General features: G+C 54.4%; 15 protein-coding genes. 12 read left to right on the plus strand and 3 right to left on the minus strand.

What is annotated here, in order from left to right; genetic code table 11:
* Positions 1-38: 38 nt before the first annotated feature.
* Genes ACR0NM_RS19235 through ACR0NM_RS19275 form a run of 9 tightly spaced genes read left to right on the plus strand, consistent with a single transcriptional unit; the run spans position 39 to position 8,034 of the window.
* Positions 39-1,613: a hypothetical protein gene (locus tag ACR0NM_RS19235; RefSeq protein WP_170598694.1), complete on the plus strand. Its 1,575-nt coding sequence runs from the start codon at positions 39-41 to the stop codon at positions 1,611-1,613.
* The gene (locus ACR0NM_RS19240) at positions 1,610-2,482 is read left to right on the plus strand and encodes a class I SAM-dependent methyltransferase (RefSeq protein WP_170399583.1); all 873 of its coding nucleotides are present in this window, start codon (positions 1,610-1,612) and stop codon (positions 2,480-2,482) included. Before ACR0NM_RS19235 ends, ACR0NM_RS19240 begins: the two co-directional genes overlap by 4 nt.
* 3 nt (positions 2,483-2,485) lie before the next feature.
* The gene (locus ACR0NM_RS19245) at positions 2,486-3,121 is read left to right on the plus strand and encodes a PI-PLC domain-containing protein (RefSeq protein WP_170567797.1); all 636 of its coding nucleotides are present in this window, start codon (positions 2,486-2,488) and stop codon (positions 3,119-3,121) included.
* On the plus strand, positions 3,111-3,743 hold the full coding sequence (locus tag ACR0NM_RS19250) for an HAD family hydrolase (RefSeq protein WP_170399577.1): 633 nt from the start codon (positions 3,111-3,113) through the stop codon (positions 3,741-3,743). The genes ACR0NM_RS19245 and ACR0NM_RS19250 overlap by 11 nt, the downstream gene beginning before the upstream one ends.
* Positions 3,740-4,486: a glycosyltransferase family 2 protein gene (locus ACR0NM_RS19255; RefSeq protein WP_170399574.1), complete on the plus strand. Its 747-nt coding sequence runs from the start codon at positions 3,740-3,742 to the stop codon at positions 4,484-4,486. Before ACR0NM_RS19250 ends, ACR0NM_RS19255 begins: the two co-directional genes overlap by 4 nt.
* Positions 4,483-4,803: a cupin domain-containing protein gene (locus tag ACR0NM_RS19260; protein WP_170399572.1), complete on the plus strand. Its 321-nt coding sequence runs from the start codon at positions 4,483-4,485 to the stop codon at positions 4,801-4,803. The genes ACR0NM_RS19255 and ACR0NM_RS19260 overlap by 4 nt, the downstream gene beginning before the upstream one ends.
* The gene (locus ACR0NM_RS19265; protein ID WP_170399568.1) at positions 4,797-5,552 is read left to right on the plus strand and encodes a glycosyltransferase family 2 protein; all 756 of its coding nucleotides are present in this window, start codon (positions 4,797-4,799) and stop codon (positions 5,550-5,552) included. The genes ACR0NM_RS19260 and ACR0NM_RS19265 overlap by 7 nt, the downstream gene beginning before the upstream one ends.
* Before the next feature lie 5 nt (positions 5,553-5,557).
* Positions 5,558-6,628 (plus strand): WavE lipopolysaccharide synthesis family protein, encoded by a 1,071-nt coding sequence (locus ACR0NM_RS19270; protein ID WP_170399566.1) that lies wholly within the window; start codon positions 5,558-5,560, stop codon positions 6,626-6,628.
* Positions 6,629-6,666: 38 nt separating this feature from the next.
* Entirely contained in the window at positions 6,667-8,034 is a 1,368-nt protein-coding gene (locus ACR0NM_RS19275) for an oligosaccharide flippase family protein (protein ID WP_170399563.1), read from the plus strand.
* A gap of 4 nt (positions 8,035-8,038) precedes the next feature.
* Here ACR0NM_RS19275 and ACR0NM_RS19280 read toward each other — a convergent pair whose 3' ends face one another.
* The gene (locus ACR0NM_RS19280) at positions 8,039-9,004 is read right to left on the minus strand and encodes a glycosyltransferase family 2 protein (protein ID WP_170399560.1); all 966 of its coding nucleotides are present in this window, start codon (positions 9,002-9,004) and stop codon (positions 8,039-8,041) included.
* A complete protein-coding gene (locus ACR0NM_RS19285) occupies positions 9,001-10,623 on the minus strand; it encodes a hypothetical protein (protein WP_480459932.1) in 1,623 nt (540 codons plus the stop codon). Before ACR0NM_RS19285 ends, ACR0NM_RS19280 begins: the two co-directional genes overlap by 4 nt.
* Before the next feature lie 155 nt (positions 10,624-10,778).
* On the opposite strand from ACR0NM_RS19285, the gene ACR0NM_RS19290 reads away from it, so the two are divergent.
* Positions 10,779-12,641, plus strand: a complete 1,863-nt coding sequence (locus ACR0NM_RS19290; protein ID WP_480616244.1) for a PKD domain-containing protein — start codon at positions 10,779-10,781, stop codon at positions 12,639-12,641.
* A 96-nt stretch (positions 12,642-12,737) separates the two neighbouring features.
* Positions 12,738-14,693, plus strand: coding sequence for an asparagine synthase (glutamine-hydrolyzing) (asnB, locus tag ACR0NM_RS19295; RefSeq protein WP_480616246.1), 1,956 nt, complete (start codon positions 12,738-12,740; stop codon positions 14,691-14,693).
* Here asnB and ACR0NM_RS19300 read toward each other — a convergent pair.
* The gene (locus ACR0NM_RS19300; RefSeq protein WP_170399548.1) at positions 14,690-15,616 is read right to left on the minus strand and encodes a glycosyltransferase family 2 protein; all 927 of its coding nucleotides are present in this window, start codon (positions 15,614-15,616) and stop codon (positions 14,690-14,692) included. The two genes, asnB and ACR0NM_RS19300, sit on opposite strands and share 4 nt — an antisense overlap.
* A 449-nt stretch (positions 15,617-16,065) precedes the next feature.
* Between ACR0NM_RS19300 and xrtD the strand changes: the two genes are divergently transcribed.
* Entirely contained in the window at positions 16,066-17,664 is a 1,599-nt protein-coding gene (xrtD, locus tag ACR0NM_RS19305) for a VPLPA-CTERM-specific exosortase XrtD (protein WP_170567787.1), read from the plus strand.
* The last annotated feature ends 320 nt before the right edge of the window (positions 17,665-17,984 follow it).

The following is a 17,984-nucleotide window of genomic DNA, read 5'->3' on the forward strand; positions in this document are numbered from 1 at the left end:
ATATTGATGACACATTTTTCAGGCAATAGCGCTAGGCCATGACTATTCTAACCGAAAAAACCACATTTCGCCTTATTGTGGCGTCTCTGATCCTGGGCACGGCCTATAGATTGTGGCCGGTTGTGGCGGGCACCCCAGCGCTGGCCCAATTCTTCATGACTGAAGACGGCTATCTGATGCTGACCATCGCCCGCAATATGGCGATCGGCCTAGGGATGTCGGTCTCAGACGGCACAACCGCGAGCAATGGTGTGCAGCCTTTGGCCACGTTCCTGTTTTCGGTTCCTTATCTGCTGACCAACGGCGACAAGGTTTTGGGATTGACTGGCGTGCACCTGATCGCGGCAGCCATATCGGTAGGTGGACTTTTTGCAGTTCGCGCATTGGCGCGAGATCTGTTGCGGGGGCAAGACGACAATCCACTTTGGCCCTGGTTCGTGGCGGCCCTTTGGTTTCTCGGGCCATTGTTGCTGTTTCATACGATGAACGGGCTGGAGACCGGACTTTACACCGCTATGATTGCGCTGACGCTCGTTCTGTTCGGCGAAGTGTTGGCAAAGGGTCCGGGAGCAACCTTTGCGGACCGAATGATCTTGGGCGCGGCCTGCGGCGTGACTTTCCTGGCCCGTAATGACGGTGCCTTCCTGGTGACTGCTATCTTCCTTGTCTGGGGCCTGCATAACCTGATCGTGCAGCGAGACAGGTTCGTTAAAGTTGTCGCCGACCTGCTTCCACCCGGTGTGCTGAGCCTGATCATTGCGGCACCGTGGCTGATCAACAACTATGTCAACTTCGGTTCCATCGTGCCTGTCAGCGGCACTGCGCAGGCTCTGAGTGGCGGCTTTGCCAAGAACGTTGATTTGTTGCCCGCTATCCTGTTTGAAAATACTTTTCCGATGTTTCCAATCCCGGCGGTATTGCAATCTATACCGGCGTTTCAAGTCATTGCGTTGCTGTTGGTGTTGCTCATCGTTGCAGTGTTTGTGATCCAAACCTGGAAACGCGGAGGTCCGGCGCGGTATGTGACCGTGGCATTCCTAATATTCGCCACCGTACTCAGCATCTATTACGGACTATATTTCGGTGCAGGCTGGTTTTTAAGTCGCTATCTGGCTCCTTTTGCGCCTTTCACGATTATCGCTGCGGCATCAGTTCTGTTGACAGTGGTGGGACGTATTACTCCTGAGCGGCATGCTTCAATGTTCAGTTTTTTTTGCTTGGCAGCTTTGGCACTTTGCTTAGGCCTTCTGGGCCGTGCCCTTGTACCGGGAGTGCGCGATCAGGGGCATTTTCAGGTTGTCGACTGGGTGACTGCAAACGTGCATGCCGAAACATGGGTTGGCGCGGTGCAAACAGGGACACTGGGATACTGGCACGATCGAACGATCAATCTGGATGGCAAGGTCAATCCTGCGGCACTTCAGGCGATCCTGACAGAAGGCCATGTGCTAAACTACGTACTTGAGAGCCCAATTGAAGTATTGGCAGATTGGCAGGGAATATTGACCTGGCTGGAAATCGAAAATCAGGGAGCCACGACCTTTTCCTATACTTTTGAGGTGCTCGTGCACGATACAGCCCTAAACTTGGGTGTTCTGGGGCGTATCAAATGAAATTCGACGTGCAAGCGATTGAAAATATCCGCGAAGCACTTTTGGGTCACGAGGGCGATGATCTGATCCGCTTTATGCACGATCTCGCGCTCGGAAAGGCCTCAGAGGATCACGGGGCAGAGTCCCGGGCCAAGGCCCGTGAGTTAGAATGGGTCGGATCGGACGGGCACAGGACAGAGCTTGGCATTTGCGCTGAAGATTCTTGTCGCGAATACCAATTTTGGACCGAACGCCAAAGGGCACTGCCTTTCGAAGGGGTCGCTCCTCAGCTTGCCATTGAGCGCTTTCGCGGGCGCCGCGTGCTCGAGATTGGGTCCGGCATGGGGACAAACCTGATGTCCTTTGCATTGCAGGGGGCCAAGGTAATGGGCGTCGAACCTATCGAGGCTTATGTTCAGATGGGTGCCATCTTCTGTGAACGCGAAGGTATGGACCCGCCGGAAGTGCAACAGGGTTCGGCCGAGGCTTTACCATTTGATGATGGTGAGTTCGACCTCGTCCTGTGCGTGTCGGCCCATCAATATTTCGATCTGGCGCCAGCTTTTGCCGAGATCAACCGTGTGCTAGCTTCCAGTGGAGAGGCCATCATCATTGGGGGCACGCTTTGGTCTTATTTCTTTGGAACTGTCGCAGAGCTTCCCTCCAATCCGAGAAAGCTGAAAGGTCTGACGATTACGACGCTTAACACGCTGAGCTATTCCTGGCTGGGGCAGCGGGTTGTGCCAGCGCGCAACAGATTTTCCACCTCTCGCCCGATTTACCCAGGAAGGAGTGCAATGACACGGATGCTACGGCGCGCTGGTCTGAAAAACGCGTCCCCTCCCACGCAGGTCGAGACAGAGACTTGTTTTCATGTGAAATCCGAGTAGGACATGCAAATTTTAAGTCATAGAGGTTATTGGAAGACCGAGGCGGAAAAGAATGCACCGGTGGCCTTCACCCGATCATTCGAACTGGGATTCGGTACCGAAACCGACCTCCGCGATTTGGGCGGCGATCTGGCCATTGCGCACGATCCGCCAAAGGCCGGTGCCATGCAGGCCGAAGAGATGTTCGCGATCCACGCTAAGGCAGACCCGAGACTGACACTGGCGCTAAACATTAAGGCGGACGGTCTGCAGGTGATGGTCCGGGATCTACTGGATCAATTTGAAGTGCGCGATGCTTTCGTCTTCGACATGTCGGTACCGGACACGCTGCACTGGCTCAACGCCGGGGTCCCGGTTTTCACCCGCCATTCTGATGCCGAACCGGAACCACCTCTTTATTCAGAGGCCGCAGGCGTCTGGCTGGACGCATTCTGGACCGACTGGTGGGATCGCGATGACATCTCACGACATTTGGATGCGGGAAAACGCGTGTGTGTTGTTTCACCTGACTTACACAAACGCACCTATGAACCAGTATGGGAGCGCCTCGCAGTATGGGATGTCTCCAGACATGAAGATGTTCTGATTTGCACTGATTACCCGGAAGCGGCCAAGGAGTATTTTAATCATGAAAATTGAGGCGGTTATATTTGATATGGATGGCGTGTTGATAGACGCTAAAGAATGGCATTATCATGCTTTAAACCGCGCGCTAGAGCATTTTGGCTACACGATTTCACGGGCCGATCACCTGTCGACCTTTGACGGATTGCCAACGCGCACCAAGCTGGAGATGCTGTCCAAAGAACGTGGTTTGCCGCGAGGACTGCACGGGTTTCTGAACACGCTGAAGCAGAAATTTACCGTCGATCAGGTGCATGTAAACTGCCATCCGGTCTTTGTGCATGAATATGCGCTATCAAACCTCAAAGCCCGTGGCTACAAACTGGGTCTGGCCTCGAATTCGGTGCGGAACAGCGTCGAATTGATGATGCAGAAAAGCGCACTGGACGGTTATCTTGATGTGATGCTTTCGAACGAAGATGTCTCCAAGCCGAAACCCGATCCTGACATGTATTTGACGGCTTCTGCCAAGTTGGGACTGCACCCCGACCAGTGTTTAGTGGTTGAGGACAATCAAAACGGCATCAAAGCAGCCGAGGATGCAGGTTGCCATCTACTGGTGGTACAAAGCGTCTATGATGTACAACTGGATCGCATCCTGGATGCCATTGCTCGTGTAGAGGAGGGCGAGGTATGAAAATCGTGGTTCCCATGGCCGGCAGCGATGAGCGGTTTCGCAATCACGGTTTTCCTTTTGCCAAGCCGGTGATCGAGATCGACGGACGCCCGATGATCGAACATGCCACTGACTGCCTGAATGTGATCGATGGCGTGGAGTTTGTCTTTATCGTTCGCAAGGAAGATGATCTGCGCTTTCACTTGCGCGAGGTTTTGCAGCTTTTGCACTCCAATTGTCATATCGTCCGCACGGAAGGTGACACCGCTGGAGCGGCTTGCACGGCACTGCTGGCGGTTGAGCACGTGGCCAATGATGATGAGCTTCTGATCGCCAATGCCGACCAGATACTGGCATTCGACGTGGCCGCTGCAATCTCTGATTTCCGCAAGCGCAAGCTGGACGCCGGGACGGTCGTGTTCGACAGTGTTCATCCCCGTTGGTCTTTCGTGAAAACCGATGAAAACGGCATGGTCATTGAAGCGGCGGAAAAACGCCCGATCAGCCGCAATGCCACGGCGGGGGTGTATTATTTCAGGCGCGGACAGGATTTCGTGGATGCAGCGCAGACCATGATCATGAAAGGAGCCGATGTGAACGGAGGCTATTTCGTCTGCCCAACCTTTAACGAGCTGATCCTGTTACAGAAATCGGTCGGCACCTATCAGGTCGATCGCGCGCAATACATTTCGTTGGCAACACCGCAGGCGGTCGAAGACTATGAACAGGAACTGATCGCCCGCCGGCGAGAGGCAGCTTCATGAAGATATTTCGTCTGGAAAACATGACCAAGGGGTGGTTTGTCGGCGATTTTGATCCTGTGGTGCTGCGTACTCGAGATGCCGAAGTGGCAATGAAATCCTACGAAGCAGGCGCGAAAGAAGCTCGTCATATGCACAAGATTGCCCCCGAGGTGACGTTGATTGCCACAGGTCGGGTCCGAATGAACGGCATAGAATACGGCGCTGGCGACATCATCCTGATCGAACCGGGTGAGGCGACCGATTTTGAGGCTCTCACCGATGTGACCACCGTTGTCGTCAAGACCCCAAGCGTGACCGGAGACAAATACGAATGCTGAACATTGTAGTCCCAATGGCCGGTCGGGGAAGCCGGTTTGCTGATGTAGGCTATGATCTGCCCAAGCCCCTGATCCCAATCCACGGGTTTCCAATGATCCAGGTTGTGATCGCCAACTTGACGCCGTCTGTGCCACACCAGTTCCATTTCCTGATCCTGCGCGAGCACGACAGCGAATATGGTTTGGCCGGCAAACTGCGGGGCTGGGCACCGGGCTGCACGATCACCTATGTCGATGCGGTGACTGAAGGGGCGGCCTGCACCGTTCTTCTCAATCGTGCTGCCATCAACAATGACGATGCGCTGATGATCGCCAATTGTGACCAATACATTGATGCCGACATTGATGCCTATTTGGTCGATATGGGCACAGCCGATGGGCTGATTATGACGATGTGGGCTGATGATGACAAATGGTCCTTCATACGCCGAGATGACAGCGGTCGCGTTACCGAGGTGGTCGAAAAGGAAGTCGTTTCGAACGAGGCGACGGTAGGCATATATAACTTTGCGCACGGCCGCGATTTTGTGGCTGCCGCAGATGCGATGATCGCCGCCAATATCCGCGTGAACGGAGAGTTCTATGTGGCTCCTGCTTACACGAAAATGATCGAACAAGGTGCGGCGATTGCCTGTCATTCCATTGGTCGAGTTGGCGCCGGGATGCACGGCATCGGCGTACCGGATGATCTTGATGCCTTCCTGGCGGCACCAGTGTCGCAAAAGGCCATCAATGGCCTAGCGGGATAAACATCATGGATACGACCGATACCGTGATGGTCAAAGTCGCCCGGCGCCTGCTGATGTGGAGCCTGGAGCAAATCACCCGGTCATCAGATCATTTTCTAACATATACGCAGCGCCCCAAGCTGAGCCGGCAGATCGCCAATCAGTCCGAACCTGAATCCACGGATGAACCGATGGCAATCGTCATGCAGGGGCCGATCTCCATACAGGATGATTTCACTGTCGAAACCCTGCGGATTTATCGCCGCAACATGCCTGGTGTGCGGCTAATCCTGTCGACCTGGAACGACACGCCTGAGGCCGATCTTGCCCCCATCCGTGCCGAAGGGGTCGATGTGGTGTTATCCGAAAAGCCCGCGGCCCCGGGGCTCTTCAACATCAACATGCAACTGGTCAGCGCCGGTGCCGGGATCATCCAGGCGCATAAGAATGGTGCAATCTGGATCATGAAAACCCGCACTGATCAGCGGCTGTACCGGCCCAATGTCATGGGATTCCTCGCGGCCATTGCGCGCAGCTTTCCGGCCGGAGGCGGATTTGAACAGCTGCACCGGATCATCGGCGTAGGTCACGGAACGCTCAAATTCGCGCCCTATCACGTCACAGATCAGACCGTCTTTGGTCATGCGGAGGATATGTTGCGCTACTGGACGCCCGGTCTGCGAACCGACCCATTGCCCAAACACTGGCCCGAGGCGTTGTCGGACATCTATGCCCAAATCCCCATCGGTGAGCTTTGCCAGATTGGAGCTGCGGAGAGCTACATCGCTTCAACGTTCCTCACACGTATTGGACGTCCGTTGAACTGGACGCTGGAAGACAGCTGGACGGCTTATCGCGACTGCTTTGCCTTCGTCGATTACGCAACAACGGATTTCTTCTGGCACAAAGTACAGACAGGAACTTTCCGCGAGTTCATCAACATCTATGACACAATCTGGACCCGCAACGAGCTAACCTTTGCAGATTGGGTGCTTCTGCACTCAGGGCAGGTGCTGCCAGAGGCTGCACAAAAGTATGAACAGGCGCTGGACCTGCGGTTCATGGAATCCATCAATCTGACACGGCTAACCGGTTAAGGCATGGTAAATCAACCCGATTTCCGGATGCTGCCATCATGAAAGCAGCGCTCCGGTCCGTTCTCAGCGGTGATGGTTTGAAGGTGCGGGCAATCCGCGGAACAGCCCTGAGTGTCATGGGCTTCGGCAGCAGCCAGTTGATCCGCCTGGGGTCGAACCTGATCCTGACGCGCATTCTTTTTCCTGAAGCGTTCGGCCTGATGGCCCTGGTGCAGGTTGTCATCGCCGGGCTCGAAATGTTTTCTGACGTGGCCATAGGTGCGTCCGTTGTACGGAGTCCGCGAGGCGATGATCCCAAGTACCTGAACACCGCCTGGACGTTACAAGTCATTCGAGGTGCTGTGCTTTGGGTTGTGGCGTGTCTTATCTCAAATCCGATTGCCGCATTTTATGAACAACCTGAACTTGGTCTCATCATTCCGGTTTTGGCGATGTCAACATTCATCCAGGGTTTCCAGTCGACGAAAATGTATCTCGCTAATCGACATCTCACGTTAGGCCGTTTGACGGCGATGGAACTAGCGTCACAAACTTCTGGTACAGTATTCATGATTGTTATGGCGCTTTGGCTAAACTCGGTTTGGGCGCTTGTAATGGGCGCACTTGTTGGGGTCAGCGTTCGTGTTGTTCTTTCACATACAATCTTGCCCGGGCCCGCAAACAGACTTGCTTGGGAGCGCGACGCTTTTAGGGAAATCTTTCATTTCGGAAAGTATATTATCCTTGGGACTGCTGCAGGCTTCTTTGTGCAGCAAGGTGACCGAATGGTACTCGGGAAATATGTAAGCCTTGAAGATCTTGCAGTCTACACCATCGCTTTCATGCTTGCCGCTGTCCCGCTCACACTCAGCACGCAATTGCTAGAGCGGATATTGTTCCCGCTTTATCGTACCCGACCGCCCGCAGACAATGACGCAAACCGAAAGAGTATTGGACGTGCGCGAATGCTACTGACCATGGGAACACTTGGAATGGCTGCAGTCTTGGCTATGGTTGGCGTTTTAGCTGTAACTTTTCTCTATGATCCCCGTTACCACGCTGCAGGGCCAATTCTGGTGCTTCTTAGTCTGGCGATGATCCCAAGGCAGGTCATCATGAGCTACGATAAGATACTATTGGCGAATGGAAACTCGCGCGATTTCACCATATTCACAACAGGCACCGCAATTGCTCGTATCTTGGTGTTGTTGCCTATGGTCAGCAAGTTTGGTCTGATCGGTGCAGCTTTGGCTCCTGTTATCGTTGATATTTTTTCCTATCCATTTCTGGTCTATTTTATCCGGCCTTACAGTGGGTGGTACCCCAAACAAGACCTCGCTTTTCTGATTGCTTCCTGTGGAATTGTAATGGCTACAATCTGGATGAACCCAAGCGTTTTTGACATTCTGCCCTTTGCCGGGCGGTAAGATCCTATTTGTACTCTATCAACTTTGCCCGGCGTCCGCGGAACCGGTCCCACCAATAGCCCAGGACACCTTGTGCCTCAGGGATCTTACCCAGTGTTATAAACAGGGCACGGGTCGGGTCCATACCACGCGATACCAGGCGCAGCACCTGAGCGGGCCAGACTAAAAGTAACGCGAGCGACCAAGATGTCACAAGTGTACCCGTCACAACAAGCAGGGGAAACACAGCCCCCCAGGCGAGAGCTGATCGGGTCTCCCGCACACAGTGGCGTTCGGGCGGAGACCCGTGCATGGCCGCCCCTTCCCCATATGCGTGGCCCGCACGCCGGTTCCGATTCCACCATTGCGCAAACCGGGTCAGAGCCGCGTCGTGCAACGTCATTTCCTCATCAAGCCGCCAGATCGACCAACCCGCTGCGCGCAGGCGGACACATAATTCAGGCTCTTCCCCCGCTATGAGGGCCGGATCAAAACCGCCAACAGCCGACAAGGCTTTGCTGCGCATCAGCGCATCTCCACCACAGGCTCTGGTCTGTCCCACCGGCGTATCCCACTCCTGGTCAATAAGCCGATTGTAAACCGACGCTTCGGGAAAGCGTTCACGGCGGCGACCACAGGCGACGGCCGCAGTCGGCGTTTCCGCCAGAAAGGATCGTGCGGCTTCGATCCAACTTGGTTGCAATTCGCAATCTCCGTCGATGAATTGCACAAATTGCACCGGCACCGGGTCTTTTTGCAAGATATCGAACCCGGCATTACGTGCGCGCGCCGCTGTGAAGGGTTGGCTTTGGTCCAATTCGACACATGTTGCGCCTACGGCTTTCGCGGCCTGTTGACTGCCATCAGTTGAACCGCTGTCCACATAAACAACCCTATCTGCTTGTTCAGTGGCTGAGGCCAGGCACCGCACCAATCGATCCCCTTCATTACGGCCTATGACGACGGCCCCAACCGTCGGTTGCCCTGTCATGCGTCAGTTCCTTTCCTTCCGCGACCGTTCCGGATGATCCGGTTGGTTTGCCGGGTGTAGCGGCTGGTAGGTCGTGATTTCATGGCCGACGGTCCCGGCACAGGTGATGATGGCGGCAGGGGTGCCCGTGGGCGGGCACGGGCAAGGGCATGCTTGGGCTCAGCTACTGGTGCCATTTCAGTGTCGGATGTTGCGACACGGCCGAGTTCTAGTCTACCCCACAGCGCCCCGGTTATAAGCCAGGTAATTGGCGTTACTGTCGCATTGGGAAGCAAGTCGATCACATTTGCGACCAAAACCAACGAAAGAATAGCCGTCTCTGGTCCCAGACCAAATCTCCGGGCTCTGAAAAAAAGTACTAGGGCCGGGAGACAAAGCAATCCAAACTCGGATAGGTATCGCGCCCATCCACCTACACCAATTACCCCCACCCAATACCCATCAGCAATTAGACTGATGCCTTCACCGGTGGCTGGATCATACACAAAACTGCGACCCCACCCGCCCCATCCAAACAGCGGTCGTTCGCGCGCCTTCTCCAACAGATAATTTTCGTTAACTACCCGAAATTCCAAGGAATCTGCTCGATCAACGCTCAAGGTTGTAACCCATTCAATGATAGTATTGACAGGTACAAGATCAGCACCACGAAGCATCGGATAAAGCAGAGCAATGCCAGAAAACACTGCAGCAATCGCAAAGTGCAATCTGACGTTCAGAACAAACATCACAACTATCAGGATCGCTGCGATTAAAAACGCCCCAAGAGAATTTGATAGAAACAACGTCATCAATAACCAAACGCAAAGCAGGAGGTAGACACGCCCTCTTTTCTCTTTGACGTATTTGGCAAGTCCGCCGGCAGCCAAGACACACATAGCGAAGAACATCGCCAACCAAAGGCCGTGCTGCACGAAAACAAGTGGGCGATAACCGCCCGGGCGAATATGTTGTTCCCATGCGTGCGGGAAATACCCATAAATCATGAAATTAAGCTGCGGCGACATCCGAATTTCATATAGAGCCAGTAGCGAATATCCAGTTCCAGCAATGACAAGCGCCTTCAGAAAAAGCCATTGCTTCTCCGGATGTGCTAAATATTTCCGTCCGAGAATGAAAGGCAGAAGCATCATTACAGCTGAAAGCAATGTCGAAAGAATGTCCCAGACTCGGAGAGCCGGAAAGACGAGAGGCCCATAGAACAATGGGTGTCTGTTGGCTAAAACTGTCAAGCATGTACCCAAAATCAGAATAACGATCAAAAGTATTGGCAAACGTTTTTTGGGGAGCCAGCCCGGCAGGCTCGTTGGTGTAGTCGTTCCTGAAGTTATCATTGCAGCTATAAAAGCCGCAGTTGCTGGTATCGTATCTTTGTTCAGGGCTGGTAAGCCGGGCAAGTCAAGAGACAATCCCGTCGGTAGGAACAGATATCCCCCGATGATTGCCGCCAATAACGCGACGGCCGGAGACCAGACGCGGAAAAAGGCGAATACGACTAGCGGCCAAGTATACAGGACGATATATCCGAACATTTTGGAGCCGCCCCGCGCCCAGCATTCAAAAGCAACGCCCAGTGGGTACACGAAGATTTTGACACTGTCACCAATCCTGTCTGTCACCAATCCAACTTATGACACAATTTCAGGCACTGGCGCCGTCAAGAAACACGATCACTTAAAATGCTTCATACGAGCCCGCAACTTAAATAGGGTTGTGTTTCTCATCAGATTAACGCTTGCTAACAAGGTAAAATTTCCAGCCGGGAGTCCCCTACATGTCTGAAGGTGCTACAGCTGAAATTACCGTTATGCGCCGCTCAGTTTGGCAGGTGTCCCCCGATGCCGTCTTTTTTGAAGTGACGGTCGATGGCTTTGACGCTGTGGCGCCAACCGCTGGTCAAATCTATGACAGCCGGTTTCATGACTTATACTATTTTTGGGACTTTGATGATCCATACGATTTCCAGGCGCCAGAGAACCTGCCTGGTAAACACCTAAACGCCGGTGTCGCATATGGCCCTTGGGTCTCACATACGTTTCGCACTCCGGGCAGCTATCGCGTTTCGGTTTTCGTCATCGAACCAGCTTCGGGAAAGACAGCCACAGCATCAACCGATATCGTGATCGAAGACCCTGGCGCCGTATTTCCAGCCCGAAACACGCTTTTTCTCAGCCCCTCCGGCAATTTCGAACATTCTCCGCCTCGGGCTCGGCGCCTTAAAACTGGCGATATCAGCAGCGTTTTTAACGACAATATTGCAGGGCAAGAAGCGGCACCCAAAAGGATCGTGTTAAATCGGGGCGAAGAATATACCTTCTCCGGCATTTCGCCTGGGTTTGGCGGACATACCCCATCCTTCCATATTGTCGCAGGAGACGGCAATGCTGACAGGCCGCTGGTTTTTTGTACAGGAGGGGTTTTCTGGAACGACATCGCCCCAAGAATCCCAAACCCTTCCAAAGATATGGTTTGGCAAAATGTGGTTCTTGAGTCCGGGTTTGATTCAACCTCGGTTCTGGGCGGAGAGCACCCCATCCTGTTCACTTGGTTTAATAACCCACCGCATTTGGCATTGTTGGATGGGTGCTCCGTTTCAGGTCTTCTGGCTGCAATTATTGTAGGCCAAACCGAAGGTGGTCATTCTGTCGTTTTGAACGATACGGTTGTCACCAACTTTGGTACGGCGGTTCTAGACGCCAGCTTTGAAGGGTTTGCCATCACCGGCTCTTCAATCATATCTGATGTCAATGCTCTGATCGATTCAACCGGCAATGGAGGATGGGGGGCTCGATTGGCGGGAAATGCTGTTGTTTCGATCATTCAAAATTCTGATTTCTTTATTCGACAAGGATGGTCTGGAAATGGCAAAATTATTGCGACGCAGCCGTGCTTACGATTGAATGCAAGCTCTTTCGAAGGCGCCAAAATCAACTGCCAGGCGAATGCCTTTGAGGGAGGTTACAATGTTGTGACAATGGGGCCGGGTGAAGGTCAGAAAAAGCGTCCCATAAATGCTTTGTTTGAAAAAAATTACGTGGTTGGAGGGTATCAAACTGCCAATCTCGTAAATTTCGGTTTTGGGGGCACCACCATCCGAAACAACGTTTTTGTTCTGCCGGATTCTGAACAATCTCTTGGAACCACGAACCCTCATGCATTTATTTTATTGGACGGACATAATGGCGGTTCTTCCACATCCCCAGACAACAACTCCGCTCCGATTTCTATTCTAAATAATACGTTCGTGAACCGGCTCCGACGAGACGCATATCAATGGGATGTTGCTGACAATATGGCAATATTTGTGAACTGGCAGGACCATTTCAATAACATCACGGTCGCCAACAATGTTGTCTATCAAACGGGAACTGATGACCCAATGATCGGTGACGCCCCGCTGTCCAGTTCCACAAATCTCTTTTTCAGCCCTCGCGAAAGGGGCTATCAGACATCTACAGTCGATCTTCGCGCACAAACGGCCACACTAAATACCCCCGGTATGTTTGATACTTATGCCCCCCTGCCCGGCTCCTCGGCGCTTGGTGACGCCGATGAAACCCAACCTATCGCTTATGATGATTTTTTTGGCAACCAGCGACCACAATACCCGTCTCGCGGCGCGCAAGAAGCATCATAAAAACAGTTTTTCCGCGCAAGAGACTGTACGCTTGCCTCATGTTCTCCGCCCCGGCATTAAGACTAGGGAAATTTGTTAAGGTATTAAGACCACGTTATGTGCGGTATCACCGGTTTTCTCTGGCCTCCGGGTCGCCCTCAGGTACAGGACGCTCCGACCTGCGTTCAGGCGATGATGAGTGCCATTGCTCATCGCGGTCCTGACAGCCAGGGCCATTGGGTCGATGAGGAGGTAGGCGTTGCCCTGGGCCATCTGCGACTGGCCATCGTCGATCTGTCACCTGCGGGACACCAACCGATGGTGTCGTCAACCGGGCGTTACCAACTGGTCTACAATGGCGAGATCTACAACCACCGAGCCCTGCGAACCGAATTGGAAGACACAGGTAAGGCGCCGGAATGGCGCGGTACATCCGATACCGAAGTCATGCTGCGTGGCTTCGAGGTCTGGGGGTTCGAAGAAACGATCCGGCGTACCCAAGGCATGTTTGCCATCGCGCTGTGGGACCGCGAGGAGAGGAAGCTTCTGCTGGCGCGCGACCGTTTGGGGGAAAAACCGCTTTACTATGGCTGGCAGGGCACTGGAAAAGACGCACTATTCCTGTTCGGGTCAGAACTCAAAGCACTGCGCACGCATCCCGCGTTCCGCGCCAAAGTGCGCCGCGACGCGCTGGTGGCGATGCTGCGCCACGGTCATGTCCCCGAAGACCTGACGATCTATGAAGGGCTGATGAAGCTGCGTCCGGGCGAGATGGCCGAAGTCTCGCTGACAGCCCCCGGCCTCGCCCGCAAGTTTTACTGGAACGGGGGTGCCATTGCTGCCGCTCCCCGCGGCCCGGTGCCAACTGATGCTGAGGCCATCAACCAGCTTGAAGCACTCCTGCTGGATGCTGTCGGCAACGAGATGATGTCAGACGTGCCGCTTGGGGCCTTCTTGTCGGGCGGCATCGACAGTTCGACCATCGTGGCGCTGATGCAGCACCTATCAAACAAGCCGGTACATACCTTTTCCATCGGTTTCCACGAAGCCCGCTATAATGAGGCCGTATTCGCCGCCGATGTGGCGAAACATCTAGGCACGCACCACACAGAACTTTATGTAGGCGACACAGACCTGCGCGACGTGATCCCTCGATTGCCTACTATCTATGACGAACCTTTCGCCGACAGTTCTCAAATTCCGACGTTCCTAATTGCCGAACTGGCGCGCCAACACGTTACGGTGGCGCTTTCTGGCGACGGTGGAGATGAGCTTTTCGGCGGTTACGACCGCTATCAGCAAGGCGCGGCGCTGCTCAGAAAGCTGGCATTGATGCCCTCCCAATTACGTCGTCTTGGGGCGGGGGCCGTTCGCGCTCTCCCCGCAACGCTTCTGAACCAGTTGATCGAGCCCATCCGCGCAACTCCGCAAGGCAAGGAACCCAACGGTCAGCGTCTGCATCGCTTGGCCAATTATGCCGCGAGCCACAACGTAGATGAACTGCACCGCAAGATGGTATCGGTTTGGCGCTTCCCAGAGGCCGCAGTCATTGGCGGTTCCAACCCGCCTTCGATCCTGGCTGATCATCTCCCTCCGCGTGGCGATCTGGGTGTGATCGAACGGATGATGCAGTTGGATATGTTGGCCTATATGCCTGACGACATCCTGACCAAGGTCGATCGGGCGACCATGGCTGTGGCACTGGAAAGCCGCGCGCCCCTGCTCGATCATCGAGTGGCCGAGTTTGCCTGGGGGCTGCCCCTTCACATGAAGGTCCGCGGCGGCCAATCGAAATGGCTGCTCAGACAGGTGCTCCACCGATACGTCCCCCGAGAATTGATCGAGCGCCCGAAGATGGGTTTCGAAGTTCCCATCGGCCTATGGTTGCGCGGAGGGCTCAAGGACTGGGCCGCTGCCCTGCTGGCCCCCGAGCGCTTGGCCCGAGAAGGATACCTGGACCCCGTCCTGATCGGGCAGCTTTGGTCCCAACACCAAGCTGGGACCCACAATTGGGGTCATCAGCTGTGGAATGTGCTGATGTTCCAGAGCTGGCTGGAGATGTATGCGGACTAAGTTGAGCCGAGCGACCACGCCCGGGCTTTTGCGGCCTCCTGCTCTGCAATCGCCCGAGCTTTGCCTTTGAACAACGCCCGACGCTGATAGGCCCGAATGAAAGCGCGCAGCTCGGGGTCATCGAGCTGCTTTTCCCTCCGAAACCAGGCCCCCAGATAACCCCGCACTGTGGCTAACCCGCCCAGCACATATGGCCTGTCGGTCATCCGAAAGATTGCCGTCGCCAAAAAGAAAAGCGGGTCGGACCCCATGAAATACTGCCCGAACCCGTGGCGGCGGCGACCGGTATAGATTGAGGTTTGGCTCGACCCCATGGGCCTCAGATGTTCAAACCTCAGGTCGGGGTCATCCCACGAACGCGCAATCCAACCCAACTGGCGCGCCTTATGACAGTCGATGGCGTCCCACATGACCTCGCGTACGAAGCCGCCGATATCGGAGAAGCATTCACGGCGGTAGAACTTGGTCATACCGACACTCATCTCGTCACCACGGCGCTCCGAGATCAGCTTGCCATCCTGACGAATATAGGGCTTGCCCGAACAGGTGCCGAGCCGCGGGTCAGTCTCCATCCGTTCGATCAGCAATTCGAAATAGCGCGGCGGCAGGTCCAGATCGACGTCGAGCTTGCAAAGATAGGCATAATTTTCCAGCGAAACAGTGTCTAACCCTGCATAAAACGCGTCAATCACACCAGGACCAACGGCCCGATGCCCGCGGTCGGACGCGGAGACGATGCGTATCCAGTCATGCTTTGCGGCATATTCGGTAAGAATATCCATCGACCCATCGGTTGAGCCGTCATCGACGATCACCCAGAGCGACGGCGTCTCGGTTTGCGCCACCACACTGTCGAGCGTGCGCCGCATATAGGCCGCTTCGTTCCGGCATGGAGAGATCAGGACATAGGTGCGGTCAGTCATAAACAATCAGGCAGTTTGCAAAATCTTTCAGCGTTTTGTCCGGCCTATCCATAATGTGTGAGGTATATAGGTTTATTAAATCTTTTATATCTCGCCCCCGTGTTCTGATCCTTGCAGGAGACTGTAACTTTATATGGCCTTCATTACCGGCGGTCGGATACAAATACTCGCGCGCAATGGTGACCTCTCCGGCAATGAGGAACAAATTTCGCCATGTGCTGAGTAAATCGTAGCCTCGAACCAAGCTCAAGGCCATTGAAACATTTCTCCACCGCCGCGAAGGCTATGCTGTCAATCTATGTACTTCTAACACAAAAGCCGCCTAGACGATGAAGATCTATGACATGATTTTGTCTGGTGGGCGTTTGAAAAGCTTTAATGACTACGCTTAGGATGACATAGCTTCCGCAAGATACGGCAACCCGGCCCGACCAGATAAACAGATCCTCATGACTGAATCCGCAGCCCAAACCGTTCTGAACCACCGTGTAGGTAAAAGCCTGCACTTGGGCCTTTTATGGCTTTTGGTGGCGACGGTGGGGGCGTTCATATTTCTATCACCAGGACTTGATGCGCTGCGCATTGCCTGGGGCCTGCCAGAGTACTCACACGCTCCGTTGATCCCGGTTCTGTCCGGGCTTCTTTTCCTCCGCCAACTCAAAGACTACCCCGAACGGCCCGGACCCATTGGTGATCGTTGGGTCGGAGTGGCAGTCGTGGCATTGGCACTCGTTTTTGGTGCGTTGGCACGGCTGGCTAATATCGACGACATGGCCGCCTATGCGCTGATCCTTTGGGTCGGCGGCATTCTTTTGATCAGCTTTGGCTGGTCCACCGGAAAACACTTCTGGCCGCCGGTACTGCATCTTGTCTACATGCTACCGCTGCCCGACACGCTCTATTACAAGATGTCTACCTGGCTGCAACTGATCTCATCCGAATTGGGCGTATGGATGCTAGGGCTTCTGTCCGTACCGGTCTTTCTTGACGGCAACATCATTGATTTGGGCGTCACCAAACTGCATGTGGCCGAGGCCTGCTCTGGGCTCAGATACCTCTTTCCGATCCTCAGCTTCAGCTACATCTTTGCCATCCTTTACAAGGGCCCGATGTGGCACAAAGCTATACTGTTGATCGCGGCCGCGCCGATCACCGTCATCATGAACTCGGTCCGCATCGCCATCGCGGGAACCGTCGTCAACTACTACGGGCTCGACTGGTTGGACGGGTTTACCCATTTCTTCGAAGGATGGGTGATCTTTGTTGCCTGTGTGTTGCTTCTGTTTGTGCTTGCCCGGATCATGCTGTTCTTTAACCCCGTGAAGATGAGCCTTACCGAGGCTCTGGATCTGGAAACGGACGGGCTTTGGACTCAAGCCAAACGCATACGTTTGGTTCAGCCTTCAGCCGCACTAATCACGGCCGCCATTCTGGCCGTCGGGGCCGTCGCAACATGGCAGATGATCCCCGAACGCGGCCAGATCGAAGTGGCCCGTGAACGCTTTGCACTTTTTCCCCGAACCCTCGGCGACTGGCGCACAACCCCCCATCAGCGGCTTGACCCAGTTGTGGAGGAGACGCTTGGCGCCGACGACTACCGCCAGGTCAATATGACCCGAGCGGATGGCGCTGAGGTCGGACTTTTCATGGCCTGGTATGCCGATCAGGGTCGGGGTGGCGTTCATTCGCCTGAGATATGCCTGCCCGGTAGCGGCTGGGAGATCGCCTGGCTGGAACGAACCGACATCGCTGCAGAAGTCGGCAGCGCGACGCCCTTCATGATCAATCGCGCGATCGTTCAGCACGGCGAGGCGCGGATGATGGTTTTCTACTGGTTCGACCAAAAAGGCCGAAAGGTAGCATGGGATCTAGCAGCAAAGTTCTGGCTGATGGTGGACGGCATCCGAGAAGGGCGGACAGATGGGGCACTCATCCGGTTGAGCACGCCGATTAGACCAGGTGAAAGTGATGCAGCAGCGGAAGAAAGGCTGCTGGATGCGCTGATGGCGATTGAACCGCCATTGCCTCGGTTTGCACCGGCGGGATAAACTGGGTCTAAACTCTTGACGCACCCCGGAGTGAAATGAACAACGAGGGATGTTCCGGGTTTTGGACGCATCGTCTCAAATCCTATTTTGTCATTCTAAATTTCTGGATTTAGTTCGATTCTGAACGATATGGATGATAAGTTCGCCCGTGCGCCAATATAGCCCAAACGGTTCGAGCAATTTTGATTGCCAAGGCGACTACGACTAAACGAACGGGCTTTTTCCCCAGCACAACTCTAACCCAAAGCGCGTTTTTCACCATTTGAGTTCCGTCTCGGTACGAGCTCAAGCTAGGCTGCAATGAATGGACTGGCTTTCGG

This window comes from Ruegeria sp. AF2, assembly GCF_056542025.1.